We start from the raw sequence: 23,855 nt of genomic DNA, 5'->3' as shown, positions 1-23,855 counted from the left end.
GCTATTCCGACCGCATCGATCGGTGCTTGCATCTCCGCCCAGCGCACGCCAGCAATTGTGCCCGATAACCCGAGTGTCAGATTTGCGTCCGATCGATACCCTCCAGGCACCAGCGGGAGGGGGCCGGGGCGTGGATGTCGTGTTTCTAGTAATCGGCGGCATCGGCGTGCTCGTATTGGCGGTTTCGCTGCTCGTGGGTGATGTGCTCCATTTCGACGTCGACCACCCCGACGCCGGCGGTGTGTTCTCCCTGCCGGCCATCGCCGGGTTCATCGGCGCGTTCGGTTTCGGCGCGGCGATCGTCTCCGCGGTCGGCGTCCCCGGTGGTGTGCTCGCCGCGGTCATCGGTGGCGTGGTCGCCGCGGTGCCGACCGCCTGGCTGGCGACCAAACTCGCCCGGATGGCGATGAATATGCGTACCGACGCGACACCGACCCAACGGGACATGGTCGGCACCACGGGTGTCGTCGTCACCCCGATCACCGTGAACGGCTTCGGCGAGGTGCGGATCTCCCTCGGCGGACAGCCGGTGAAGCTGAGCGCCCGCGCGGACCACCCGATCGCGCTCGGCACCCGAATTCTTGTGGTGGAGGCGACGAGCTCCACCAGTGTGATTGTCGAAGAAACCCCTTTATAGAAGGGCGGACATATGAATACGGTCCTGCTCATCGCAATCGGTGGCGCGGTCCTGCTGATCCTGTTCCTGATGCTGTTCGTGGTGTCGCGGATCAAGGTCGCCGGCTCCAACGAGGCGTTCATCATCACCGGCCGCAAGGGCAAGTCGGTGCAGGCACTGGACGGGTCGCGCTCGACCGACCTGTCCGGCCAGAAGGTCGTCATGGGCGCCTCGGTGTTCGTGGTGCCGATCGTGCAGCGTCTGCAGGTCCTCGACCTGTCCAGCCGCCGCATCCACGTCGAGATCACCGGCGCGGTGTCCAAGCAGGGCATCCGCGCCAACCTGCAGGGCGTCGCGATCGTCAAGGTCGGCGGCACCGAGGACGCGATCCGCGCCGCCGCGCAGCGCTTCCTCAACCAGCAGCAGGGCATCGACCTGTTCACCAGCGAGGTGCTGGCCGGTGCGCTGCGGTCGATCGTCGGCCGGCTGACCATCGAGGAGATCATCCGGGACCGGACCGCGTTCGCCAGCGCGGTCGCCGAGGAGGCCGAGCACTCGCTGACCAACCAGGGTCTGGTGCTCGACACGTTCCAGCTGCAGGACATCTTCGCCGAGGGGTCCTACCTGCAGGACCTCGGCCGTCCGGAGGCCGCCCGGGTGCTTCGCGACGCCGCGATCGCCGAGGCGCACGCCCGCCAGGCCGCCGAGTCGGAGCGGCTCAAGGCGGAGGAGGCCATCGCCGAGGCGAACCGTAACCTGTCGCTCAAGCAGGCCGGCATCCAGGCCGAGATCGACGCGGCCAAGGCCCGCTCCGCCGCGGCGGGTCCCCTCGCCCAGGCCGAGCGGGAGCAGATCATCCTGGCCGAGCAGCAGAAGGTGGCCGAGCGCAACGCCGAGCTCAAGCAGCGCCAGCTCGACACCGAGGTCCGCAAGCCCGCCGACGCCGAGCGCTACCGGGTCGAGCAGGAGGCCGAGGCGGCCAAGAACGCCGCGATCTTCAAGGCGGAGGCGCAGCGGCAGTCGGTCATCGCCGCCGCGCAGGGCTCGGCCGAGCAGGCCCGCCTCACCGGTGAGGGCGAGCGGTCCCGCCGCGCCGCGCTCGCCGAGGCCAACGCCATCGAGGGGGCCAAGGAAGGCGAGGCCGAGCAGCGCCGGCGCGTCGCGATCGCGGAGGCGCTGGAGCGTGAGGGTTCGGCCGAGGCGTCCGCGATCCTGGCCCGCGGCCAGGCCGAGGCGGAGGCGATGAAGCTCAAGGCCGACGCGTTCGCCACGTACGGTGAGGCAGCCATCCTCGACCTGCTGGTGCGGGTGATGCCCGAGGTGGTCAAGGCGGCGAGCGAGCCGATGGCCAACATCGACAAGATGACCGTGATCTCCACCGACGGGGCGTCGTCGCTGACGAAGTCGGTCGCCGGCAACGTGGCACAGGGGCTGCAGCTCAGCAACGACCTGACCGGCATCGACCTGGCGAAGCTGCTGGGCAGGATCACCGGCATGCCGGTTGACGAGCCGATCAACGGGCGCGCCGCAGTCGAGCCGCCGAAGGCGTAGGGGCATATCTCGGGCCCGGTGGAGGCAGAAGTCTTCACCGGGCCTGAACGAGTCGTAGGCTTTTGCAGTGTCCACCGTCACCGCAGCCACTCATCCGCAGTCACATTTCGTGCGGGCGGTCCTGCGGCAACGGGGCTTCCGCCGCCTGCTCGGCGTGCGGATGGTGGCGCAGATCGGCGACGGCCTCTTCCAGGGCGCCCTGGCCGGCACCGTGCTGTTCAACCAGGACCAGGCCGCCGACGGCATGGCGATCGCGGCCGGTTTCGCCGTGCTGCTGCTGCCGTATTCGCTGATCGGGCCCTATGTCGGGGTGTTCCTCGACCGGTGGCGGCGGCGCACGATCATCTCCCGCGCCAATCTGTTGCGCGCCGTGCTGGTGCTGCCGATCGCGCTGTACATCTGGCAGGGCCACGACTCGCCGGTGCCGTTCATCCTCGCGCTGGTGGTGACCGGGCTGAACCGGTTCTTCCTGGCCGGGCTGTCCGCGGCGACCCCGCACGTGGTCGACGACCACATGCTGGTGACCGCCAACTCGTTCTCGGCGACGCTCGGCTCGCTGAGCTTCTCCGTCGGCATCGGCGCCGCCGGTGCCCTGATCAAGACGGTGCTGGCCGCCTCGTTCCACGGCTATGCGCCGGTCGCCGCGCTCGCCGCCGGCTTCTATCTCGTCTCCGCGCTGCTGGGCCGGTCGTCGTTCACCGCCGACGAGCTCGGCCCCGACACCGCTCAACAGACCAGGAGCTCGATCCGGCAGGCGGTCGGCGAGGTCAACCGGGGCACGATCGCCGGGGTCCGGCACCTCGCGGCCAAGCGCGGCGCCGCCTACCTGGTGCTGGTCCAGGCCGTGTTCCGGCTCCTGTATGGCGTCGTGCTGCTGGCCTGCCTGCTGCTCTTCCGCACCGTGTTCAACACCGGCCCCGACGTCAGCGACTCGTTCGGAACCATCGCCAACGCCTTCGTCGCGGGCGGCATCGGGATGCTGCTGGCGTCCTTCGTGACCCCGCCGGTGGCCCGCCGGATGGGCGGCTGGCGGTGGGTGGCGGTGGTGCTGGCGGCCACGGGCGCGGCGATCCTCGGCTTCGGGCTGCCGTTCGACCCGGTGCTGCTGCTCGGTGCGGTGTTCTTCACCAACCTGGCGGCCCAGGCGATCAAGATCGTCACGGACACGTCACTGCAGCACGAGTGCGCGGACGACTTCCGGGGGCGGGTGTTCAGCATCAACGACACCGCGTTCAACATCATGCTGGTCGCCGGCATGTACATCGGCGCGCTGACCCTGCCCTACACCGGCCGGTCGGTGGCGGTGCTCAGCGTGGTCGCGGTCTGCTACGTCCTGGCCGCCGCCGGCTATGCGGTGCTCGGCGGCCGGTGGGCCCGCCGGGTCGGCGACGACATCGCGCAACCCGACGGGAAACACCTCACGTCAGTGACCTGACGGCCTAGCTGTTCTTCTTCGCCTTCACCTGGGTCGACGAGGAGTTGAACGACAGGGTGTCGCCGTTGCAGGTGTACTTGGCCGGCGTGTCGTCGGGCTCGAACGGATCTTCCTGGCTGTAGCCGATCGACGGTGCCGTCGTCAGCATCTTGCCGGTGGCCTTCGCGTTCTCGTAGACGATGCTGCCGCTGGTGGTGTGGACCGTCGCGGTGACGGTCGCGTTGACCGTGACCGTGATCGCCGTCGTCGTGCCGGAGATCGTCGGGTTGGCCTTGTACACGCTGTTCTCGTAGGTCTCGGTGTAGGAGCCGTCCGACTCGAACTTCAGCTTCGAGCCGTTCTTGTCGAGCGTGAGCTTGAGGCCGCCCTCGACGTTCTCCATCGGCGCCGTCTGGCTGTAGCTGGTGGTCGTCCAGCTGCCGATCAGGCAGGTGTCGATCGCCGCGCTCGGCTTGGCGCTCGCGCCGGCGCTCGTGCCCGTCGTCGCGCCGGTGTTCTTGCCGGGGTCGGCGACGTTCTTCGGGTCGTCGTTGCCACGCAGGGCGACCACCGCGACGATCGCGATCACGAGGACCACGACCACGCCGGACAGCGCGATCAGCGGCATCATGAACTTGTTGCGCCGCGGCGGCGTCGGCGTCGCGCCGTACTGACCGCCGTAGGTGGTCGGCGGGAACGCCGGCGGACCGCTCACCTGGCCCGGGTAGGCAGGCTGGCCACTGACCTGGCCGGGGTAGCCGGGCTGACCCGGGTAGCCCGGGCCGCTGACCTGCTGGTCGGGGAACGAGGGTCCGCTGCTTTGATAGCCGGCATAGGGCGCGCCACTGTACGGGTCGCCACCGTAGGGCGAGCCGCTCACGGGCGGTTGCGGCGCCTGCGGGACGCCTCGATAGGTGCGGCACTGCGTGCAGTAACCGTTCGTATCAATGCCCATGCCGCCGCAGTTGGGACACGGCTGCATGTCTGCCTCCAGGGTTGTCAAGGGGGATCGCTTAGCGACGGTAGCTGAACCCGTCTACGTGCAGAACCGACCGAATCGCCACATGCACGACGCATCGGGGGTCAAAGTTCCGACAGCGTTGAACGCGCCACGCGTCCTCCGGAAGAATGTGTGCCGTGTCTCAGCCGCTGGTCGTCGTCTTCGCCGGAACGTCGTGGGACGGGGTGACCGGCTCTGACCGGCTGCTCGCCTCGGCGCTCACCCCTCATGCTGACATTCTCTGGGTTGATCCGCCGATCTCGGCGGCGACTCCGGATCGCTATCGTTATGGCGCCTCGCGTCTCGGCGTCGCGCCCCAGATCCGTCAGGTGTCCGACGGTGTGACGCGGCTGACGCCGCGGGTCCTGCCGCTGCACACCAGGCCCTACATCAAGGTCAGCACCGCGGCGCTGATCCGCTCGCAGACCCGCTGGGCGCTGCGCAAACTCGACCGCCGGCCGGCCGCGGTCATGGCCTGCAACCTCGTCGACGTGCTGCGCAGCTGGGGACCCGGGGTCACCAAGGTGCTCTACGGCACCGACGACTATGTCGCGGGCGCCGAGCTCATGGGGCAGGACGCGGCCCGGGTCGCCGAGGACGAGCGGCGCCAGATCGACAACGCCGATCTGGTCGTGGCGGTTTCGACGGTACTGGCGGAGCGCTGGACCGGCCTGAACGCCAAGCGGGTCGAGCTGATCCCGAACGGGGTGCAGACCTCGGCGTACCGGACGCCGGGCGAGCCCGCGGAGCTGCCCAAGCCGCTCGCCGGGCCGGTCGCGGGGGTCATCGGGCAGTTCTCCGACCGGACGGATTTCGAGCTGCTCGCCGCCCTGGCCGACGACGGCGTGTCGCTGCTGCTGGTCGGGCCGCACGACGCGCGCTGGGAGCCGGAGCGCTTCCCGGCGCTGACCGAGCTGCCCAACGTGGTCTGGGTCGGCCGGCAGCCGTTCGAGGCGCTGCCGACGTTCCTGCGGCACATCGACGTGGGCGTGACGCCGTACAAGGACACGCCCTTCAACCGGGCGTCGTTCCCGCTCAAGACGCTGGAATACCTCGCCGCGGGGAAGCCGCCGGTGAGCACCGACCTGCCCGCAGTGCACTGGCTCGACTCCCCGCTCGTGCGGATCGCCAGCACCCCGAAGGCGATGGTCGCGGCGGTGCGGGAGGCGGCGGCCGAGTCCCACCACCCGGACCTTGTCGCGGCCAGGCAGGCGTTCGCCGAGCAGCACTCGTGGGCGGAACGGGCGAAGGCGTTGGCGGCGGCACTACCACTTTGAGCTTTATGTAATCGTATGATCACATAATGTCATCACCTCCACCACCTTTGTCTGCTTCGTCTCCGGATCCCGATTCCAGCCGCGGACCTCGCCGGTTCGAGCTGGAGTCGGGGCCACCGGCGCGGCCGTCGTTGCCGTCCCGCGCGTATGAGCCGGCGGACGAGCCGCAGCCCGACGCATACGAGTACCGCGAACCCATCTACGGGTTGACGGCCCGCGGTGACGTGCCGGACTACGAGCCGCCCCGGCCGGGGGCGCCGCGACCGCCGGAGCTGGCCGAGCCGCTACCGCCGCAGGCACCGGATCCGACGCTGCCCGCGTGGCTGCGGCCGGCGTTGCCGGCGGAGGACGTGCCTGACATCCACCCACCGGGCGAGCCGGCTTCCGGTCGCAACGCGGGCGCGCACCCGCCGGGCGAGCCGGCTTCCGGCCGCAGCGCGGGCGCGCACGCGGCCGCACAGCACGAGGAGCCCGCGCCCGGTGGTTCCGGCTTCAACGCATCCAACATGCCCCGTGGTGTGCCCAGCGCGCCGCCACCGCCGGACCTGCCCGAGCAGCGTCAGCGGCGGCGGTGGGTGCTCCCGGTCGTCGGCGGCCTCGCCGCGCTGCTGATCCTCAGCGGGGCCGGCACCGTGCTGCTGTACATGCGGGCCAACGACTCCGTCGACACCAGCGCCGGTCCGGTCGTCTCGGCGGCGGCGTCGACGGCCGAGACGGGCCCCGCCGCGCCGCCCGGCGCCGAGGACGGCACCAGTCGCGGTCCCGCGGCCGGTCCGACCGGTGGTGGAGCGCCGCAGGCCGGCACGGGCGTGCCGTGTGCCTACTCGTCGGCGGACCGTGGCAGCGGCGACCCGCGCCTGGTGGCGACGCCGGCGCCGCGCTCCACGCTGTCGGGCAAGCCGACGGCGACCCTGGAGACCAACCTCGGTGCGATCGGCGTGCAGCTGTACGCGGACCGGGCGCCCTGCACCGTCAACTCCTTCGTCCACCTGTCCAGGGACGACTTCTACAGCGACACGCCGTGCCACCGGCTGACCACCGAGGGGCTGTGGGTGCTGCAGTGCGGCGACCCGGGCGGCACCGGGACCGGCACGCCGGGCTACCAGTTCGGCGAGGAGAACCTGCCGACGACGCTGCCGCCGTACCCGCGGGGGACGCTCGCGATGGCGAACGCCGGCCCGGGCACGAACGGCTCCCAGTTCTTCATCGTCTACAAGGACAGCGACATCCCGCCGGACTACTCCGTGTTCGGCCAGGTGACGAGCGGCCTGGACCTGCTGGACCGGATCGCCGCCGCCGGCACCACCACGGGGGGTGCCGACGGCCCGCCGAAGCTGTCCGTGCAGATCTCGGAGATCAGGGTTTCGTGAGGCCCTCGGCGGCAGCCCAGCGCAGCAGCTCCGCCTCGGCCTCGTCCCGGTCGAGCGGGCCGCGCTCCAGCCGCAGCTCTTTGAGGTGCCGCCAGGCCCGACCCACGAGCGGGCCGGGCGGCACCCCGAGCAGTTCCATGATCGCGTTGCCGTCGAGGTCGGGCCGGACGCGCGCCAGGTCCTCCTCGGCGGCGATCCGCGTGATCCGCGCCTCCAGCGCGTCGTAGTCGGCCGCGAGCTGCGCCGCCTTGCGCCGGTTGCGGGTCGTCACGTCGGAGCGCGTCAGGAAGTGCAGGCGGGTCAGCAGCGGGCCGGCGTCGGTCACGTAACGGCGCACCGCCGAGTCGGTCCACTCGCCGCGGCCGTACCCGTAGAAGCGCAGGTGCAGCATGACCAGCTCGGACACGTCGGAGATGACGTCCTTGGGGAACTTGAGCGCCTTCATCCGCTGCTTGGTGAGCCGGGCGCCGACGACCTCGTGGTGGTGGAAGCTGACCCCGCCGTCCGGCCCGACCGCCTTGGTCGCCGGCTTGCCGACGTCGTGCATCAGGGCGGCCATGCGCAGCGTGAAGTCCGGCCCGTCGGTCTCGTGGCCGATCGCGTTGCGGACCACGATCAGGGTGTGCTCGTAGACGTCCTTGTGCTGGGCGTGCTCGTCGATCTCCAGCTTCAGGCCGGTCACCTCGGGCAGGAACGTCTCGGCCAGCCCGGTGTCCACCAGCAGCCGCAGGCCCGTGATCGGGTCGGCGCCGCACATGAGCTTCACGAACTCGTCGCGGATCCGCTCGGCGGTGATCCGTGCCAGGTCGCCGGACATGGCGGTCATCGCTGCCCGTACATCAGGCGAAACGGTGAACTGCAGCTGCGCGGCGAACCGGGCGGCCCGCAACATCCGCAGCGGATCGTCGGCGAAGGAGTCCTCGGGCGCGCCCGGCGTGCGCAGCACCCGGTCGGCGAGGTCGGCGAGGCCGCCATACGGGTCGGTGAACTCGTGACCCGGCACCGACACCGCCATCGCGTTGACCGCGAAGTCGCGGCGGCGCAGGTCGTCGACGAGATTGTCGCCGTACTGCACGATCGGGTTACGGCTGACCCGGTCGTAGGCGTCGGCGCGGAACGTGGTGACCTCGATGCGCAGACCCCGGCGGGCGAGCCCGATCGTGCCGAACTCCTGACCGGTCGTCCACACCGCCTCGGCCCAGCCGTCGATGATCCGCAGCGTCTGCTCCGGCCGGGCGTCGGTGGTGAAGTCCAGGTCGTCGCCGAGGCGTCCGAGCAGCGCGTCGCGCACCGAGCCGCCGACGAGGTGCAGCTCGTGCCCTGCCGCTGCGAACCGGTGACCGAGCTCGTCGGCGACGGGGGAGACACGCATCAGCTCGCGCACGGCACGGCGCTGGGCGTCGGTGAGGTCGCGCGGGGCTTCAGCGCGTGCGTTCTCGGCGCGTACGTTCTCGGCGCGTGTGGTTTCGGACATCGGTCGGTGAGCCTATCGCGAGGGCATGAGCGGTGAGCAAGGAGCGGACACCGAGGGTAGTTGCCGTGTCGGGGTCGGTGCGCGCGATTTGTCTGCTCGTCGGTGGGGCGGCAGAAGTGTCGGGGGGTGCCACTATGGTCTGTGCTGCGAGCGGAAGCACGGCCGAGTTGGGGTGTGGCGGATGGACCCGGCAGACGACGGGCGCTGGAGCAACGAGCCGACGGCGGTGCTGCGTCCCGTGGGCGAGGGCGCGCACAGGGCGCCTGACCCTGCGAATGCGCCCACGGTCAGCCTGCCGCTGATCACGTCCACGCCCGAGGTGACGGCGGACGCTCCCGTCGTGGAGGAGTCGGCGCCACCGCCCGGGCCGGGTGAGGACGAGAGCACCGGCACCGTCGTGCGCAACAGCAGCACGATGGCGATCCTCAGCCTGGTCAGCCGGGCCACGGGCTTCCTCCGTGCGGCGGCCATCTCGGCGGCGATCGGCGGGTTCGCGGTCGGCGACGACTACACGCTGGCCAACAATCTGCCCAACCAGATCTATGAGCTGCTGCTCGGCGGTGTGCTGGCCAGCGTGCTGATCCCCACCCTGGTGCGGGCCCGCAAGCAGGACCCCGACCGTGGCGAGGCCTATGCGCAGCGCCTGCTGACCCTGGCGGTGGTCGCGCTCGGCGCGGCGACGCTGGTGGTGGTCCTGGCGGCGCCGCTGCTGACCGCGGTCTACACACTCGGCAACGACAACGTCACGGCCACCGACCGCGACCTGATCACGCTGCTGGCGTATTTGCTGCTGCCCGAGATCTTCTTCTACGGGCTGGCAGGCATCTTCGCCGCGATCCTCAACGTGCGGGGCCACTTCGCCGCGCCGATGTGGACGCCGATCCTCAACAACGTCGTGATCATCGCCACGGCCGGCGTGTTCGTGATCCTGCCCGGGCCCAACCTGCCGACGCCCGAGACGATCACGCTGGCGCAGGTCCTGGTGCTCGGCATCGGCACCACGCTCGGCATCGTGATCCAGTCGCTGGGGCTCTGGCCGGCGATGCGCAAGACGGGCTTCAAGTGGAAGTGGCGCTTCGACTTCGGCAAGCTCAACCTGGGGGAGCTGGGCCGGCTCGGCGCCTGGATGCTGCTCTACGTCGCGGTCAACCAGATCGGCATCACGGTCGTGATGGTCCTGGCGAAGAACAACTCGCTGCGCGGCGGCGACGGCCCCGCGATCTTCAACAACGCGTTCCTGATCTTCATGATGGCCCACGGCATCGTGGCCGTCTCCGTGATCACCGCGCTGATGCCGCGGATCTCGTCGGCGGCGGCCGACGGCAGGTTCGGCGACGTCACCGAGCAGCTGTCGCAGGGCACCCGGCTGGCGTCGGTGATCCTCATCCCCGCCGCCACGATCTATCTGGTGCTGGGCCAGCCGCTCGCGGTGACACTGTTCAACTGGGGGCAGTATGACTACGACACCGCCCTCGCGACCGGCTGGGTGGTGAGCGCGGCGGGCCTGGGCCTGCTGCCGTTCGCGCTGAGCCAGATGCAGACCAGCGTGTTCTATGCGATGCGGGACACCCGCACCCCGGCACTGGTCAACATCGGCGGTGTCGCCGTCCGGCTGCTGCTGGACGTGGCGTTCTACTTCATCCTGCCGATCGCGGCCGTGACGGCCTCGCTGATGGTGGGCACGGCGCTGTCCTTCGTCGCCGCGCTGCTGATGGGCTATTGGCTGCTGCGGGCGCGGCTCGGGCGGCTCGGCCTGGCGAAGGTCGCCGACACCCTGGGCCGGCTCGCGGCCGCCGCGGCGGTCGGTGGGGTGCTGGCGCTGGCCGTCGCGTGGGCGGTCGGCAAGGTGCTCGACCCCGGCAAGATCACCAGTTTCGTGCAACTCGTCACAGGCGGAGCGGTCCTGCTGGTCGCCTACGCGGCGGTCGCCATGGCACTTCGCGTGCCGGAGGTTCGCCAGTTCGCAGGCCTGATCAAGGGCAAGCTCGGCCGATGATCACGTCAACCAGCGGCCATGCGCACGTCCGGTGGGACGATGGACGGCCGGACGGTGCGACAGCGCAGGACGGGCGGCGTTCACGCTTCGCCGGACGGACGGTTCCGGAGTCGGGCATGCCTGTGAAACATGGGTGAAAGGTATATGACCGCTATGTCCTGGCATGGGTGATCAATTGGCCTCGCCGCGGGTGGTCCGGAGAAGATGACGTGTCGGAACCCTTAGAGCTGACCGGTAAGGTCAACCTCGACGCCTCGCCGGAGCGCTTAGGCTTAGTGACTGCGACTCGCGTTACGACGGACGCCATAGGTGAGCACACGGATCGGAAGGGAGGACGGGTGGCTGAGCTCGACGAAGGGCTGGAGGCCTCGGGAGGAATTCCGCAGGTCCTGACCTTCGGCACCCCATCCGTCGGTGAAATCCTTGCCGAGCGATACCAGCTCGAAGAGCACATCGGCAACGACTCATTGGGCCGCCAGCTGTATCGCGGGATCGACGTGATCCTGCGCCGGCCGGTCGCGGTCGTCCTGCGCTATCCCGGTGGGGAGAGCGCCAAGGAGATGCTTGGCGCCGCCGTGGCCGCGAGCCGGATCGTCCACCCGCACCTCGTCGGCGTCTATGACGCGATCGACGAGGGCACCCGGGCGTATGTGGTCCGTGAGTGGGTCGACGGGATCGCGCTGCGCGACATCGTCGCGCAGGGTCCGCTGGACGCGGGGCGGTCGGTGGCGATCGCGTGGGCCGTCACGGACGCCGTGGCGTCGCTGCACGGGACCGGGATGGCGCACGGCAACGTGCACCCCGGGACGGTGCTCGTCGCGCACGACGGGCGGGTCGTGCTGACCGACGCCCGGGCCGACGACCTGGCGACCCCCGAGACCGACATCCGGGCCATCGGCGCGGTGCTCTATTGCGCGTTGACCGGCTATTGGCCGCACCGCGAGGCCGGCACCTATTCGGTGCCCGACGGCGTGCGGGACAGCTCCGGCGTGCTCGCCGCGCCGCGGCAGGTCCGCGCCGGTGTGCCGACGCACCTCGACTCGCTGGTCACCGACCTGCTCAACCCCGACCTGCCGCTGCCGTCGGCGGAGTCCCTCGCCGGCGAGCTCGCCTCGTTCGGGCAGTTCGAGGACGGCGACCTCGCCGACGCGGGCAACGGTGGTGGCGGGGAGCAGCTCGACTTCGAGGCCTTCGACTCCGCGTCGCAGTCCACCGCGCCGCCGAAGCCCGCCGGCCGGAAGCTGGCCGTGGGCGTGGTCGGCCTGCTGGTGCTCGCGCTCGCCGGCACGCTCGCCGCGGCGAAGGTGCTGGGCGACCCGGCAGTGCCCGGCGAGACCCAGCCGTCGGCGACGACCAGCGGCGCGCCGCAGCAGGCCAAGCCGCCGGCCGGGCAGCCGACGGTGCTGACGATCGACGGTTCCAAGGTCCGGATCGTGAGCCCGAAGGGCGACCAGGACAACTCCAAGGACGCGGCGAAGCTGGTCGACGGCAACCCGGCGACGACCTGGAGCACCGACCGCTATTCCGGCAAGGCCAACTTCGGTGGCCTCAAGGACGGTATGGGCGTCTGGATCGACCTCGGCGAGGCCAAGAAGATCGTGTCGGTGCAGGTCGACCTGGCCACCCCGGGCGCCAGCGGTGAGCTGCGCACCGGCACGGCCGACCTCGGCAGCGGCACCGCGCAGGACCAGCAGACGGTCGACCAGTACAAGGTCGTCGAGGGCTCCGCCAAGGACGGGATGGGTCCCAACACCCTGTATGTGGGCCCGGCGGAGCCGACCCGCTACCTGCTGGTGTGGATCACGAAGCTGCCGAAGGAAAACAGCAGCGGCAAATACCGGGTTTCCATCGCTGAGATAACCGTTCGAGTCCAGTAGTCCCCACAGGTCGCTCGCGGTCGATAGGGTGCCAGCCGTGGAGGCGGAGCCGGGCGTGCGTCAGACGCCGGATGACACCGCCCTTCTGCATGCCCATGCCGCGGGCGATCCACACGCTTTCGCCGAGATCGTCCGGCGGCACCGCGACCGGCTGTGGGCCGTCGCGCTGCGGACCCTCGGCGACCGCGAGGAGGCCGCTGACGCCCTCCAGGACGCGCTGCTGTCGGCGTTCCGTGCCGCGGGCAACTTCCGGGGCGAATCGGCCGTCACGACGTGGCTGCACCGCATCGTGGTCAACGCGTGCCTCGACAGGATCCGGCGCCGGCAGTCGCGGCCGACCGTGCCGCTGCCGGAGACCGACGTCACACCCGCGCCGGTCACCGACCGCGACACCGCGATGGACGTCCAGCACGCGCTGCAGCAACTCGCCGTCGACCAGCGCTCGGCGCTCGTGCTCGTCGACATCCAGGGGTATTCGGTGGCCGAGGCGGCGATGATGCTGGGCGTCGCGGAGGGCACCATCAAAAGCAGGTGCGCGCGTGGCCGCGCCCGCCTCGCTGTGATGCTCGGCCACCTGCGGAACCCGGTCGGCAGTGGCGGCGTCCCATCACCGGACGGCGCAGAGGCGGCGACCGGGGCCGCGGCGATCAGGAAGGAGGGCGGCTCGTGACGATGTTCTCCGACGCCGACTTCGACCTGCTCGCCGACTTCGTCGGTGGGGCGCTCGACGGCACCCCCGAGGCGGACGACGTGCGCCGCCGGGTCAGCACGGACGCGAGCTGGGCAGAGGCGTATGCCGCTCTCGTCACCGCTGAGGTGGCCGTGCGGGACGAGCTGACCGCGTTGGGCGCCGAGCCGGTGGCCGTACCGGCGGATGTCGAGCAACGGCTGAACGCCGCGCTGCAGGCCGCCGTGATCACTCCTCAGCCGGATGCCGCGGTGCACGACCTCGCGCGGGCCCGCGAGGCGCGCCGGCACCGGCGGCAGCGCTGGGCGATCGGCCTGGCGACGGCGGCCGCGGTGCTGATCTGCGGCGGTTTCGGCGTGTCCCTGGTCGTGAGCGAGCAGGCCACCAACAAGGACACAGCCACCTCCTCGGCCGACGGCGGCAACGGCGCGGCGGCACCCCAGCTCGAGTCCAACGGCTCCGCCGGGTCCACCGGCGGCTCCAGGACGTCCACACGGGCCGACGCGGCCGTCGTGGCCTCCGGGCAGGACTACGGGCCGGGCACGGTCGGACAGGTCCTCCAGGCGTCCGCACAGGCCCCCTCGGTGGTCCAGGACGGCAGCGGCGACGGCACCAACCTGAGCAAGTCCGCGAAGCCAGACACCGTGCCGGAGCCGCTGCGCCGCCTGCTGGACCCTGTGGCCAGGGCCGCCTGCCTCGGCGCGGTCGTCAGGGAATACGGTGGTCAGGTGGCATTGGTCGACTACGCCCGTTTCGAGGGTCAGCCGGCGCTCGTCGTCATCGTCGACGGCACCCGGGTCGGCGCCGGCAAACGACTGGTCATCGCGGTCGGGCCGGACTGCGGGATCGGCGGCGCGATCGCCGATGAGCTCTACCGCGGCACTGCCTGACGGTAGTGGTGATGTGGCACACGCGTCACCCCACAACGGGAATCATCGGTTCGTAGGATGACGTTTTGCTGGCACAGGCTTAACTCGAGGAGTCGACCGTGGACGAGGTCCGCAACCTGATCATCGTGGGGTCCGGCCCCGCCGGGTACACGGCTGCCGTCTATGCGGCCCGGGCCAACCTCAAGCCACTGGTGATCGAAGGCGTCACGTCAGGTGGCGCGCTGATGACGACCACCGAGGTGGAGAATTTCCCCGGCTTCCCGGACGGCATTCTCGGCCCCGAGCTCATGGACAACATGCGCAAGCAGGCCGAGCACTTCGGGGCGGAGTTCGTCACCGACGACGCGACGCGCGTGGCCCTGGAAGGCCCCGTGAAGAGCGTGTGGGTCGGCGAGACCGAATACCGTGCCCGCGCCGTCATCCTGTCCACCGGGTCCGCCTGGCGCCCGCTCTCCGTCCCGGGGGAGCAGGAGCTGCTCGGGCGGGGCGTGTCGTCCTGTGCCACCTGTGACGGGTTCTTCTTCCGCAACGAGGACATCGTCGTCGTCGGTGGTGGCGACTCGGCGATGGAGGAGGCGACGTTCCTCACCCGCTTCGCCAAGTCGGTGACCATCGTGCACCGCCGCGAGTCGTTCCGCGCCAGCAAGATCATGGCGGAGCGGGCTCTCGCCAACGAGAAGATCAACGTCCGGTGGAACAGTGTGGTCACCGAGGTCCTCGACCGGGGCGGCCGCGTCGGCGGTCTCCGCGTGCAGGACGTCAACACCGGTGAGGAGACCGACCTCGAGGTCGCGGGCGTGTTCGTGGCGATCGGCCACGACCCGCGCAGCGAGCTGTTCCGCGGTCAGGTCGAGCTGGACGACGCCGGCTACGTGAAGGTGGCCGCGCCGAGCACCCGCACCAACGTCGAGGGCGTGTTCGCCGCCGGCGACCTGGTCGACCACACCTACCGGCAGGCGATCACCGCCTCCGGCACCGGTTGCGCGGCGGCGCTGGACGCCGAGCGCTACATCGCGACGCTGTAGTTCAAGAAGCTTGAGAAGTAGAGGGAGTGCGTATGGGAGCCATCCAGCCGGTCAGCGACAAGACCTTCGAGGCTGACGTCCTCAAATCCGAAATTCCGGTTTTGGTGGACTTCTGGGCTGAGTGGTGCCAGCCGTGCCGGAAGATCGAGACGATGCTCAACGAGATCGCCGTCGGTGACCTCGCCGACAAGGTGAAGATCGTCAAGGTCGACATCGACAGCAACCCCGAGACGGCCCGCGCCTACCAGGTGCTCTCCGTCCCGACGCTCACCGTTTTCAAGGACGGCGAGCCGTTCCGCTCGGTCGTCGGCGCCAGCCCGAAGAGTGCGCTGGTCCGGCTCATCGAGTCGGCGCTCGAGCCCGCCTGAGCCCAACCGAGAGCATTGACGCGCCCCGCCTTCAGCGAAGGCGGGGCGCGTTTTCTTCAAACACCGCGTGATGACGCGTCCCTCAGCGGTGAGCGGTACGCTGCGGTGCAATCGCAGGCTTTTTCAGGAGGACCACATGCGGGCAATCCGGCGCGGGGCGCGGGGCGCGGCAGTAGCCGAGATCCGCAGCATTCTTGTCGTGCTGGATCTGCTGGCTGACGTCTCAACCGCCGATCCCGAGTTCGACGAGGACACCGAGCGCGCGGTCCGCGCGTTCCAGCAGAGCCACGGCCTCACCGTGGACGGCGTCGTCGGCGACGAGACCTGGCGGTCCCTGGACGCGGCACGGTGGCGGCTCGGGCAGCGGGCGCTGTTCCACACCGTCGGCGACCCGTATATCGGTGACGACGTCCGCCAGCTCCAGGAGCGCCTGCTGGAGATGGGCTTCAACCCTGGCCGCGCCGACGGCATCTATGGCAGCCGCACCGCGCACGCCGTCGCCCAGTTCCAGCGCGAGGTCGGGCTGCGGCCCGACGGCGAGTGCGGGCCGGCGACCGTCGGTGCGCTGCGCCGCCTCGGCCGCAAGGTGATCGGCGGCCGCCCGCAGCTGCTCCGCGAGGCGGAGACCTTCCGCGACTCGGGCCCGACGCTGCTGGGCAAGCGCATCGTCATCGACCCGGGCCACGGCGGACCCGACACCGGGCACGTCGTGCCCGACGGGCCGCTGCGGTGGGCGGAGGCGGACCTCGTGTATGACCTCGCAGCCCGTCTGGAGGGCCGTCTGGCGGCCGCGGGCATGCGGGTGAACCTCACCAGGGGTCCGCAGCCCACAGCGGCTCTCAGCGACCGTGACCGGGTGCAGCTGGCCAACGAGCTCGGCGCCGACCTCCTCATCTCGATCCACCTCGACGGCTACCGCAACCCGGAGGCCGAAGGCGTCGCCACCTACCACTACGGCACCGTCTCCGGGCCCACCTCGATCGTCGGCGAGCGCCTGGCGAAGCTCGTGCAGCGCGAGATCGTCGTGCGCACCGGGCTGCGCGACTGCCAGACGCACGCGAAGACGTGGGAGCTGCTGCGGCTCAGCCGGATGCCCGCCGTCCGGGTCGACGTGGGCTATCTGACGTCGCCGACCGACCGCGAGCGACTCATCGACCCGGCGTTCCGCGAGAAGGTCGTCGAGGCGATGATGGCGGCGGTGCAGCGGATGTATCTGCCGGTCGAGGTCGACGTGCCGACCGGCTCGATCGACGTCAGCCTGCTGCGGGCGTTGACCAACAACTCGGTCTGATTTACAAGAAGGGCCCCGGCTTCTGCCGGGGCCCTTCTTGTTTGGTAGCTCAGGACTGCATGCTGCGGGTCGCCGGCCGCACCGGGAGCACCGGGCGCAGCAGCGACTCCGGGCTCATCGAGCCGAGCAGCTTCTCCAGCGCATACTCCACATCCGACTTCCACGACAGCGCGGTGCGCAGCTCCAGCCGTAGCCGCGGATAGCGCGGGTGCGGGCGGACCGTCTTGAAGCCGATCGACGTGAAGAAGTCCGCCGGGGCCAGGCAGCCCTGCTCGTTGCGGCCGGCCTCGTCGACCTCGCCGAACTTCGCGTCGCCGAACGCCTCGATCGCCTTCACGCCGCGCTTCGTCAGGTCGCGTGCGACGCCCTGGACGAGCATCCGGCCCAGCCCGCCGTCGGCGAACGGCTGCACCACGTGTGCGGTCATCAGCAGCACCGCGTCGGGGGAGACCGGCGAGGTCGGGAACGCCATCGACCGCGGCACGTACGCCGGGGGAGCGAACATCACGAACCCGGCCGGCATGCCGTCGACGTAGACGAGCTTGCCGCAGGAGCCCCACTCCAGCAGGGTCTGCGACACCCATGCTTCTTTTTCCAGACCTGGGTCTCCGTTGGCGCATGCCCGGTCGGCAGCAACCGGGTCGAGCTCCCAGAAGACGCAGGCACGGCACGATCGAGGCAGATCCTCGAGGGTGTCGAGCGTCAAACTCACGAGACGTCGCGACATTGGCCCATCTCCGCGCGCTGCTTACTTACGGTCAACCGTGATGATGCTACGCACCCATCACCGGCCATGGGAGTCATCCGGCCAGAGTTCCTCACCCGGCACCGCCTCCGCTGCTCACCTTCGTGTCACCGTAGGTCCTACTGCGCCGTTTCCGTCTTCTCGGGCGTGTCCTTCACGAGCGACGGCGACGGCGGTTGCTCCTGCGCCGGATCCGCGGGCGCCGCCGGCTCCGGAGGTTCCACGTGAATCCCGGCGTCGCCGACGTCCGCCCGGGCCTCTTCCCGGAACCTCGCCGGCGCCGTCCAGTTGATGCGCGGCGGTTCAGCGAGCGGCCGACCGCCGAACTCCGCGAGCCATGCGGCGACCAGCGCCAGATTCTCCCGCCACTGACCCTCCGGGATCGGCGGGAGGATGTCGTCCCACAGCGCGAGGAACGTGCCCTGCAACTGCAGTCGTCCATACGGCCGGGCCAGGAACCACAGATGCAGGTGCGCGGCGCCGTCGCCCCACCGGTTCACGTGGACCCGCGCGACGCCGTCGAGCGAGCGGATCGCCCGCTCGAGCCGCACGGTCATGACGCCGAGCTCGGCCGCCAGCATGTTGGGCAGGTCGCCGAGGTCCAGGTGCGACCGCGACTCGAGGATCAGCACGGCCGGCAACCCGGTCGGCCGGTCGAGGCTCCGCACGCGCCACCGGTCACTCACCCAAATGTATGCCTCGTCCGGCGCCCCGCAAGCCCTGCACTCGGCCGGGTTGTCACCGTGACGCGGCGGCTCGATCGGCACGGGGTCGAGCAGACGCTTCACCCGGAGGTCACCCTCGAACGGAAACGTCGGCCAATAGGTAAACGAGGGCAGCTGCTCTGGCGTCTCGGACACGAGCCGACCCTAGCCCACCCCGGCGCCGGTGTCCGCACCCTGTGGACAGTGCACCCGTCGGGACCTTCGTCCACAGGCCCCCAACGCCCCTACCACGCGGTTTCACGTGAAACGCGATGCCTGTGGATAACCCCTGTGGATAAAGTTCGCTCAGAGCCATCCTCAGAGCAAAACGAAACGGCCGGACTTTTGCCGTCCGGCCGTTCTGATCGCCGTTTTTCGCGTTGGTACGACTAGCGCTACTCCAACATCAGCGACGGGGTCGTTCGGGGAGGGCTTTCGCCGGCGCTCGGGGCTTGCCGGCCCATCCGCTGCCATCGGCCTCAGTGTCATCCCCGCCGCTCTTGCTTCCTCCGCCGCTCGCTCTCGTCGCCCTCGCGCCGTCGCCCTTGCTTGTCGTCGCTCTTGCTTCGCTGTCGCTCTTGCGTTCGCCGTCGCTCTTGCTTTGCCGTTGCTGGCGGCCCGCCGCTACTGCTCTCGCTGTTGGGCGGCGCGCTCGTCGACGCCGATGATGCCGACGATCCGCTCGAGGTCGTCGACGGTCGCGAACTCGATCGTGATCCGTCCCTTGCGCTGACCGATGTCGACCTTGACGCGGGTGTCGAACCGGTCCGACAGCCGATCCGCGAGATCCGACAGCGCGGGCGCGTGCGGCTTCGCGCGACGCTGCGGCGCCGCCTTCTTCGCCGTCGCCCCCTCCGCCACCGCGAGCGAGACCATCTCCTCGGTCGCCCGGACCGAGAGTCCCTCGGCGACGATCCGGTGTGCGAGCGTCTCCTGCTCCTCGGAGTTGTCGAGGCCGAGGAGCGCCCGGGCGTGGCCGGCGGACAGCACGCCCGCCGCAACGCGACGCTGCACCTGCGCGGGCAGGTTCAGCAGGCGGATCGTGTTCGAGATCTGCGGCCGGCTCCGCCCGATCCGCCGCGCCAGCTCCTCGTGCGTCGCGCCGAACTCCTCGAGGAGCTGCTGGTACGCGGCTGCCTCTTCCAGCGGGTTGAGGTTCGCGCGGTGGATGTTCTCGAGGAGCGCATCGCGGAGCATCGCGTCGTCGCGCGTCTCCCGGACGATCGCCGGGATGGCGTCCTTGCCGAGCGCCTGTGCCGCACGCCAGCGACGCTCGCCCATGACGAGTTCGTACTTCTTCGGGCCGCCCGCGCTGTCGTCACCTTCGTCGGCCTCGATCGGCTCGGGAAGCTCACGCACGACGATCGGCTGGAGGAAGCCGACCTCCTGGATCGAGGTCTTCAGCTCCTCGATGGCGTCGTCGTCGAACACCTGCCGCGGCTGCTTCGGGTTCGGGACGATCGACGTCACCGAGATCTCGGCGAAGCGCGCACCGGGGACCGGGGCGAGTTGCTCGATCGGCTCGGCGGCCGGCACGCCGTTCGTCGTAGCGTCGGTCGAGGCCGGGGGAGTCGCCAGCGCGGTGGCGGTACCGCCCGCCGCGCTCTCGGCCGGCGCGGCGGTGGGGATGAGGGCACCGAGCCCTCGTCCGAGCCCTCCACGTCGGTTGGACTTCATGCCACTCCTCCAACCTGCGCATCATGCGCACCGCGCAGCGCGATCTCCTGCGCCGCCTCGAAGTAGCTCACCGCACCGCGGGAGCCCGGGTCATACGTCATCACGGACTGGCTGTAGCTCGGCGCCTCGGACACGCGCACGTTGCGGGGGATCACCGCGTTCAGGCACTTCTCCCCGAAGTGGTTCCGCACGTCCTGCTCGACGAGGTCCGCGAGACGGGTGCGCCGGTCGTACATCGTCAGAAGCACCGTCGAGATGTCGAGCTTCGGATTCAAGTGCGACCGGACGAGCTCGATGTTGTTCGTGAGGGCCTGCACACCCTCCAGCGCGTAGTACTCGCACTGGATCGGGATCAGGACCTCCTCTGCGGCAACGAGCGCGTTGACGGTGAGCAGGCCGAGCGACGGCGGGCAGTCGATGAAGATGTAGTCGTAGTCGCTCCCGCCGGCCTCGATGGCGCGCTTCAGGCGCGACTCACGGGCGACGACCGAGACCAGCTCGATCTCGGCACCGGCGAGGTCGATCGTCGCGGGCACGGCCCACAGGTTCGGGATGCCCTCGACCTGCTGGGTGACCGCGTCGAGCGGCGCACCGTCGATCAGGCAGTCGTAGACGTCCGGCACGCCGGAGTGGTGAGGGACGTTCAGCCCGGTGGAGGCGTTGCCCTGCGGGTCGAGGTCGATCACCAGGACGCGGTTTCCGTGGAGCGCCAGGGCGACGGCGATGTTGACCGCCGTGGTGGTCTTCCCGACCCCGCCCTTCTGGTTCGCCACACACATCGTGCGCCGCCGTGGTGGGCGGGGCATGGTGATCTCCCCGCTCGGATTGAGGATCTCCACGGCGCGCTTTGCCTCCTGTGCCAGCGGGGGGTCTTCGGTTTCACGTGAAACATACGCGTCTGTCATGGCGCCCTCGGTATCCGCGGTGACGACGGACGGGTGTGGCCGGGGGGACGGAGTGCTCCGTCGCTCGGACCTCATGTCGGCTCTCGTCTCGGCTTTCGCTTCGTCTGCAGCGGATTGTGAATCGGCTCTGGGCACGACCGGTTTTCCGCCCCGGCCGTAAACAGTACCGGTAGTCGCGCGATCGATCGGCCCGCTGGGGCGAAACTCCACCGTGGCGCCGCGTGTCGTTTCGGCGGGGTTCTCGGCCCGGGGCTGGGGGACGGCACGCGCCGGCGGGCGGACGCCCCACCCCTCTATTCCCTGACCTTCTTCGGGCCCGTTCGCCGCTTGAGAGGTCGCCGGAGTCGCCGTTTCACGTGAAACATAGGAGTTGCCATCACCGCTGTCGCGCACCATGTCAGTCCTGTCCTGCTCGGAAAGCTGTGCACTACTGGCCGTCAGCGACGCGGTGCCCACCTCCGGCTCGCCGCATTCTTGCTTGGCCGCGACCGCCGGCGCCGGGAACGCAAGAACGGCGCGCGGCCAGCCTACGGCGCACAGGCGACCTGAGCCATGGCTCATCGGCGCGTCGTCGCCCTTGTCACTCTCACCCGGCCGCAGAAAGACCAAAAAGCCGTCGACTCGGCGGAGAAGACCGCCGAGTCGCTTCGCCGGAGCGACCGGCCAGCCGCTGCCACAGTTTCTGATGTCCATCGTCGAACCCCCGCGTTCCCCGTGACCGGAGGACGCTTTCGGCCCGCCCCCCGGTTTACCGCCCGCGCTTGCCGCTCTTACGGCGCTGCGCGACTTCCCGTTCACGCACGATCTCGACGACCGTCGTCGGCTCCGCAAGGACGGTGTCCCCGCAGAGGCGTACCGACGGCGTGCCCGCTCCGAGCCGGCTCAAGGTCTCCGCGTGTTCGGCAATCTCGGCCGTGGCGGAGGCCCCTTTGAGCGCAAGCAGTCGACCACCGACGGCGGTGAGGGGGAGACACCAACCGGCGAGCCGGTCCAGCGGTGCGACTGCTCTGGCGGTGACGACATCGGCGAGGGGGAGCTTCCCGACGCACTCCTCGGCCCGCGCCCGGACCACGGTGGTCCGCTCGAGGCCGAGCGCCGTCACCGCCTCGGAAAGGAACGCGGTACGTCGTGCGAGCGGCTCGACCAACGTGACAACCAGGTCGGGACGAGCCACTGCCAGCACCATACCGGGCAGCCCAGCCCCGGAGCCGACGTCAACGACCGTGGCGCCCGATTGGATGAGATCGCCGAGGACCGCGCAGTTGAGCATGTGCCGTTCCCAGATCCGCGGCGCCTCCCGCGGCCCGATCAGCCCTCTGACGACCCCATCGGTGACGAGCAACTGAGCGAATTGCTCCGCCAGCGGCAGCCTCTCCCCGAACACCTTCTCAGCGGCACCCAACACCTCGACCGGAACAGCACCATCCATGCGCCAAGCAAATCACGCCCCATCCCACGCCCTTCGACCCAACACCCATGTTTCACGTGAAACACGGCCGTCCCGCATCACCGCATCACTGCATCACGAAGCCGGGCGCCCGCTCCACGGGGGGAGCGGACGCCCGGCTTCGGGTGACTGGGTTACGCGGACTTGAGCTCGGCGGCCGTAATCGCGTTACGGAAGAGCATGGCGACCGTGGTGGGGCCGACGCCCCCGACGCGCGGCGTGATGGCTCCGGCGACCTCGGCACACGACTCGTCCACGTCCGGCAGGAGGCGGCGGCCGGAGTACCGGACACCACCGCCGATGACGACCGCGCCCGGCTTCACGTGCTCCGGCTGGATGATGCCGGGCACGCCGGCGGCGGCGATCAGAATGTCGGCCCGCTGGGTGTACCTCGGCCAGTCCGCCACACCCGTATGCACCACCGTCACGGCGGCGTTGGCGGTCGGGCGCTTCTGCGAGAGGAGCATCGCCAGGGGGCGCCCCAGCGTCGCGCCGCGACCCAGGATGACGACCTCGCGGCCACTGACCGGAATCTCGTAATGCGCGAGGAGCGCCTCGATGCCGGCGGGAGTGCAGGGGAGCGGCCCGGGCATGCCCGCGGCGAGCCGACCCAGGTTCAGCGGGTGCATGCCGTCGACGTCCATGTCAGGGTCGACCCGCTGCAACGCGGCATCGTAGTCGAGGTGCTGCGGCGTCGGGTACTGAATGAGCAACCCATGCACGTCGGGGTCCTCGTTGAACCGGTCGATGACGGCGTGGAGCGCGTCCTGCGTGGTGTCGGCGGGCAGGTGCTCGTGTGGCGACGCGAATCCGAGCTCCGCCGCTTGGCGCTGCTTGATGCGGATGTACCCAGCGCTCGCATCGTCATCGCCGACCAGAATCGTGGCGAGGGAGGGCACGACACCCTTCGCCCGCAGCGCCGCGACACGGGTGGCAACGTCGGCGAGGATCTGCTCGGCGACGGGGGCTCCGGGCAGGAGCACAGCAGTGGTCGTGGACATACGACTCCTCGACGTGAGGACCCAGGCGGTCGACCCTCACAACTCGAGCTCCCCGATGGTCCGTCCCATCCCGGTGCCGCCAGTCGCATCTACCACCCATTGTCCCCGATCCCACCCCCGCCCGCCCACGCGGGGACAAAGGCCAGGAGAACAAGGAACAAGCCGAGCACTCAATGACCGGTTCCCCCGGCACCACGCGAGGACGGAGCACAACGCGAGACAAAGACAGAAGACGCGGCCCGCCTCACAGAGCCACAGACGCGACCGGGAAGCACGGGCATGAGGCGTACTTGAGAAGCGCCGACGGCGTGAACGCATTGCCCCGGGCCTGAGCAGAGACACGAGCATGGCGCGGGTCAAGGCGCACGGCGGAGGACGCGTGGACGCGTGGAGGCGGATACCCGAGCCACGCGACAGAGGCCCAACCGCGAAGCGCAGGCCCAACCGCGAAGCGCAGGCCCAACCGCGAAGCGCAGGCCCAACCGCGAAGCGCAGGCCCAACCGCGAAGCGCAGGCCCAACCGCGAAGCGCAGGCCCAG

The 23,855-nt window shown here is 70.1% G+C and carries 20 protein-coding genes and 1 riboswitch; of the genes, 12 read left to right on the top strand and 8 right to left on the bottom strand.

Annotation, left to right across the window (positions count from 1 at the left end; genetic code table 11):
- The first annotated feature begins 130 nt into the window (after nucleotides 1-130).
- From ACZ6TV_RS00500 to ACZ6TV_RS00490, 3 genes are all read left to right on the top strand, one after another.
- Nucleotides 131-637 carry an NfeD family protein gene (locus ACZ6TV_RS00500; protein ID WP_465293775.1) on the top strand — a complete coding sequence of 169 codons (507 nt, stop codon included), beginning with the start codon at nucleotides 131-133 and terminating at the stop codon, nucleotides 635-637.
- A gap of 12 nt (nucleotides 638-649) precedes the next feature.
- The gene (locus ACZ6TV_RS00495) at nucleotides 650-2,167 is read left to right on the top strand and encodes a flotillin family protein (protein WP_465293773.1); all 1,518 of its coding nucleotides are present in this window, start codon (nucleotides 650-652) and stop codon (nucleotides 2,165-2,167) included.
- 67 nt (nucleotides 2,168-2,234) lie between these two features.
- Nucleotides 2,235-3,602 carry an MFS transporter gene (locus tag ACZ6TV_RS00490; RefSeq protein WP_465293771.1) on the top strand — a complete coding sequence of 456 codons (1,368 nt, stop codon included), beginning with the start codon at nucleotides 2,235-2,237 and terminating at the stop codon, nucleotides 3,600-3,602.
- Between the two features lie 4 nt (nucleotides 3,603-3,606).
- On the opposite strand, the gene ACZ6TV_RS00485 is transcribed toward ACZ6TV_RS00490, so the two are convergent.
- A complete protein-coding gene (locus ACZ6TV_RS00485; RefSeq protein ID WP_465293769.1) occupies nucleotides 3,607-4,461 on the bottom strand; it encodes a hypothetical protein in 855 nt (284 codons plus the stop codon).
- Nucleotides 4,462-4,922: 461 nt separating this feature from the next.
- Here ACZ6TV_RS00485 and ACZ6TV_RS00480 point away from each other — a divergent pair, with 461 nt between their 5' ends.
- Both ACZ6TV_RS00480 and ACZ6TV_RS00475 read left to right on the top strand, forming a co-directional pair.
- Nucleotides 4,923-5,858 carry a glycosyltransferase gene (locus ACZ6TV_RS00480; protein WP_465293767.1) on the top strand — a complete coding sequence of 312 codons (936 nt, stop codon included), beginning with the start codon at nucleotides 4,923-4,925 and terminating at the stop codon, nucleotides 5,856-5,858.
- A 131-nt stretch (nucleotides 5,859-5,989) separates the two neighbouring features.
- Entirely contained in the window at nucleotides 5,990-7,228 is a 1,239-nt protein-coding gene (locus ACZ6TV_RS00475; RefSeq protein WP_465293765.1) for a peptidylprolyl isomerase, read from the top strand.
- On the opposite strand, the gene ACZ6TV_RS00470 is transcribed toward ACZ6TV_RS00475, so the two are convergent.
- On the bottom strand, nucleotides 7,215-8,702 hold the full coding sequence (locus tag ACZ6TV_RS00470; protein ID WP_465293763.1) for a CCA tRNA nucleotidyltransferase: 1,488 nt from the start codon (nucleotides 8,700-8,702) through the stop codon (nucleotides 7,215-7,217). The genes ACZ6TV_RS00475 and ACZ6TV_RS00470 overlap by 14 nt on opposite strands.
- 181 nt (nucleotides 8,703-8,883) lie before the next feature.
- Between ACZ6TV_RS00470 and murJ the strand changes: the two genes are divergently transcribed.
- The 7 genes from murJ (at nucleotide 8,884) to ACZ6TV_RS00435 (ending at nucleotide 16,837) form a co-directional block, all read left to right on the top strand.
- Nucleotides 8,884-10,698, top strand: coding sequence for a murein biosynthesis integral membrane protein MurJ (murJ, locus tag ACZ6TV_RS00465; RefSeq protein WP_465293761.1), 1,815 nt, complete (start codon nucleotides 8,884-8,886; stop codon nucleotides 10,696-10,698).
- Nucleotides 10,699-11,036: 338 nt separating this feature from the next.
- Nucleotides 11,037-12,575 carry a protein kinase family protein gene (locus tag ACZ6TV_RS00460; RefSeq protein ID WP_465293759.1) on the top strand — a complete coding sequence of 513 codons (1,539 nt, stop codon included), beginning with the start codon at nucleotides 11,037-11,039 and terminating at the stop codon, nucleotides 12,573-12,575.
- Between the two features lie 28 nt (nucleotides 12,576-12,603).
- Complete coding sequence (sigM, locus tag ACZ6TV_RS00455) at nucleotides 12,604-13,245, top strand: RNA polymerase sigma factor SigM (RefSeq protein WP_465293757.1); 642 nt, start codon at nucleotides 12,604-12,606, stop codon at nucleotides 13,243-13,245.
- Complete coding sequence (locus ACZ6TV_RS00450) at nucleotides 13,242-14,153, top strand: hypothetical protein (protein WP_465293755.1); 912 nt, start codon at nucleotides 13,242-13,244, stop codon at nucleotides 14,151-14,153. Before sigM ends, ACZ6TV_RS00450 begins: the two co-directional genes overlap by 4 nt.
- A 98-nt stretch (nucleotides 14,154-14,251) precedes the next feature.
- Nucleotides 14,252-15,178, top strand: coding sequence for a thioredoxin-disulfide reductase (gene trxB / locus ACZ6TV_RS00445; RefSeq protein ID WP_465293753.1), 927 nt, complete (start codon nucleotides 14,252-14,254; stop codon nucleotides 15,176-15,178).
- 32 nt (nucleotides 15,179-15,210) lie between these two features.
- Nucleotides 15,211-15,546, top strand: coding sequence for a thioredoxin (gene trxA / locus ACZ6TV_RS00440; protein ID WP_354776975.1), 336 nt, complete (start codon nucleotides 15,211-15,213; stop codon nucleotides 15,544-15,546).
- A gap of 136 nt (nucleotides 15,547-15,682) precedes the next feature.
- Entirely contained in the window at nucleotides 15,683-16,837 is a 1,155-nt protein-coding gene (locus tag ACZ6TV_RS00435) for an N-acetylmuramoyl-L-alanine amidase (RefSeq protein WP_465293750.1), read from the top strand.
- A gap of 49 nt (nucleotides 16,838-16,886) precedes the next feature.
- Here ACZ6TV_RS00435 and ACZ6TV_RS00430 read toward each other — a convergent pair whose 3' ends face one another.
- The 6 genes from ACZ6TV_RS00430 to ACZ6TV_RS00405 form a co-directional block, all read right to left on the bottom strand.
- Nucleotides 16,887-17,564 (bottom strand): GNAT family N-acetyltransferase, encoded by a 678-nt coding sequence (locus ACZ6TV_RS00430; RefSeq protein WP_465293748.1) that lies wholly within the window; start codon nucleotides 17,562-17,564, stop codon nucleotides 16,887-16,889.
- A 137-nt stretch (nucleotides 17,565-17,701) separates the two neighbouring features.
- Nucleotides 17,702-18,421, bottom strand: coding sequence for a hypothetical protein (locus ACZ6TV_RS00425; RefSeq protein ID WP_465294866.1), 720 nt, complete (start codon nucleotides 18,419-18,421; stop codon nucleotides 17,702-17,704).
- Between the two features lie 489 nt (nucleotides 18,422-18,910).
- Entirely contained in the window at nucleotides 18,911-19,963 is a 1,053-nt protein-coding gene (locus ACZ6TV_RS00420) for a ParB/RepB/Spo0J family partition protein (protein ID WP_465293746.1), read from the bottom strand.
- Entirely contained in the window at nucleotides 19,960-21,264 is a 1,305-nt protein-coding gene (locus tag ACZ6TV_RS00415; RefSeq protein ID WP_465294864.1) for a ParA family protein, read from the bottom strand. Before ACZ6TV_RS00415 ends, ACZ6TV_RS00420 begins: the two co-directional genes overlap by 4 nt.
- Nucleotides 21,265-21,616: 352 nt before the next feature.
- The gene (gene rsmG / locus ACZ6TV_RS00410) at nucleotides 21,617-22,297 is read right to left on the bottom strand and encodes a 16S rRNA (guanine(527)-N(7))-methyltransferase RsmG (protein ID WP_465293744.1); all 681 of its coding nucleotides are present in this window, start codon (nucleotides 22,295-22,297) and stop codon (nucleotides 21,617-21,619) included.
- A gap of 152 nt (nucleotides 22,298-22,449) precedes the next feature.
- A complete protein-coding gene (locus ACZ6TV_RS00405) occupies nucleotides 22,450-23,316 on the bottom strand; it encodes a bifunctional 5,10-methylenetetrahydrofolate dehydrogenase/5,10-methenyltetrahydrofolate cyclohydrolase (RefSeq protein WP_465293742.1) in 867 nt (288 codons plus the stop codon).
- Between the two features lie 12 nt (nucleotides 23,317-23,328).
- Nucleotides 23,329-23,413: riboswitch (ZMP/ZTP riboswitch) on the bottom strand.
- Nucleotides 23,414-23,855 lie beyond the last annotated feature (442 nt).

This window comes from Dactylosporangium sp. NPDC051087, assembly GCF_055586325.1.
The sequence above is the reverse complement of the archived record's forward strand: the minus strand, read 5'-3'. Positions and strand labels throughout refer to the sequence as shown.

What these genes read in the sequence shown, in the direction of transcription:
- ACZ6TV_RS00430 (WP_465293748.1), bottom strand. Translation starts at nt 17,564, where the DNA reads ATGTCGCGACGTCTCGTGAGTTTGACGCTCGACACCCTCGAGGATCTG.
- ACZ6TV_RS00495 (WP_465293773.1), top strand. Translation starts at nt 650, where the DNA reads ATGAATACGGTCCTGCTCATCGCAATCGGTGGCGCGGTCCTGCTGATC.
- rsmG (WP_465293744.1), bottom strand. Translation starts at nt 22,297, where the DNA reads ATGGATGGTGCTGTTCCGGTCGAGGTGTTGGGTGCCGCTGAGAAGGTG.
- ACZ6TV_RS00435 (WP_465293750.1), top strand. Translation starts at nt 15,683, where the DNA reads ATGCGGGCAATCCGGCGCGGGGCGCGGGGCGCGGCAGTAGCCGAGATC.
- ACZ6TV_RS00420 (WP_465293746.1), bottom strand. Translation starts at nt 19,963, where the DNA reads ATGAAGTCCAACCGACGTGGAGGGCTCGGACGAGGGCTCGGTGCCCTC.
- trxA (WP_354776975.1), top strand. Translation starts at nt 15,211, where the DNA reads ATGGGAGCCATCCAGCCGGTCAGCGACAAGACCTTCGAGGCTGACGTC.
- murJ (WP_465293761.1), top strand. Translation starts at nt 8,884, where the DNA reads ATGGACCCGGCAGACGACGGGCGCTGGAGCAACGAGCCGACGGCGGTG.
- ACZ6TV_RS00405 (WP_465293742.1), bottom strand. Translation starts at nt 23,316, where the DNA reads ATGTCCACGACCACTGCTGTGCTCCTGCCCGGAGCCCCCGTCGCCGAG.
- ACZ6TV_RS00470 (WP_465293763.1), bottom strand. Translation starts at nt 8,702, where the DNA reads ATGTCCGAAACCACACGCGCCGAGAACGTACGCGCCGAGAACGCACGC.
- ACZ6TV_RS00415 (WP_465294864.1), bottom strand. Translation starts at nt 21,264, where the DNA reads ATGGTGCGCGACAGCGGTGATGGCAACTCCTATGTTTCACGTGAAACG.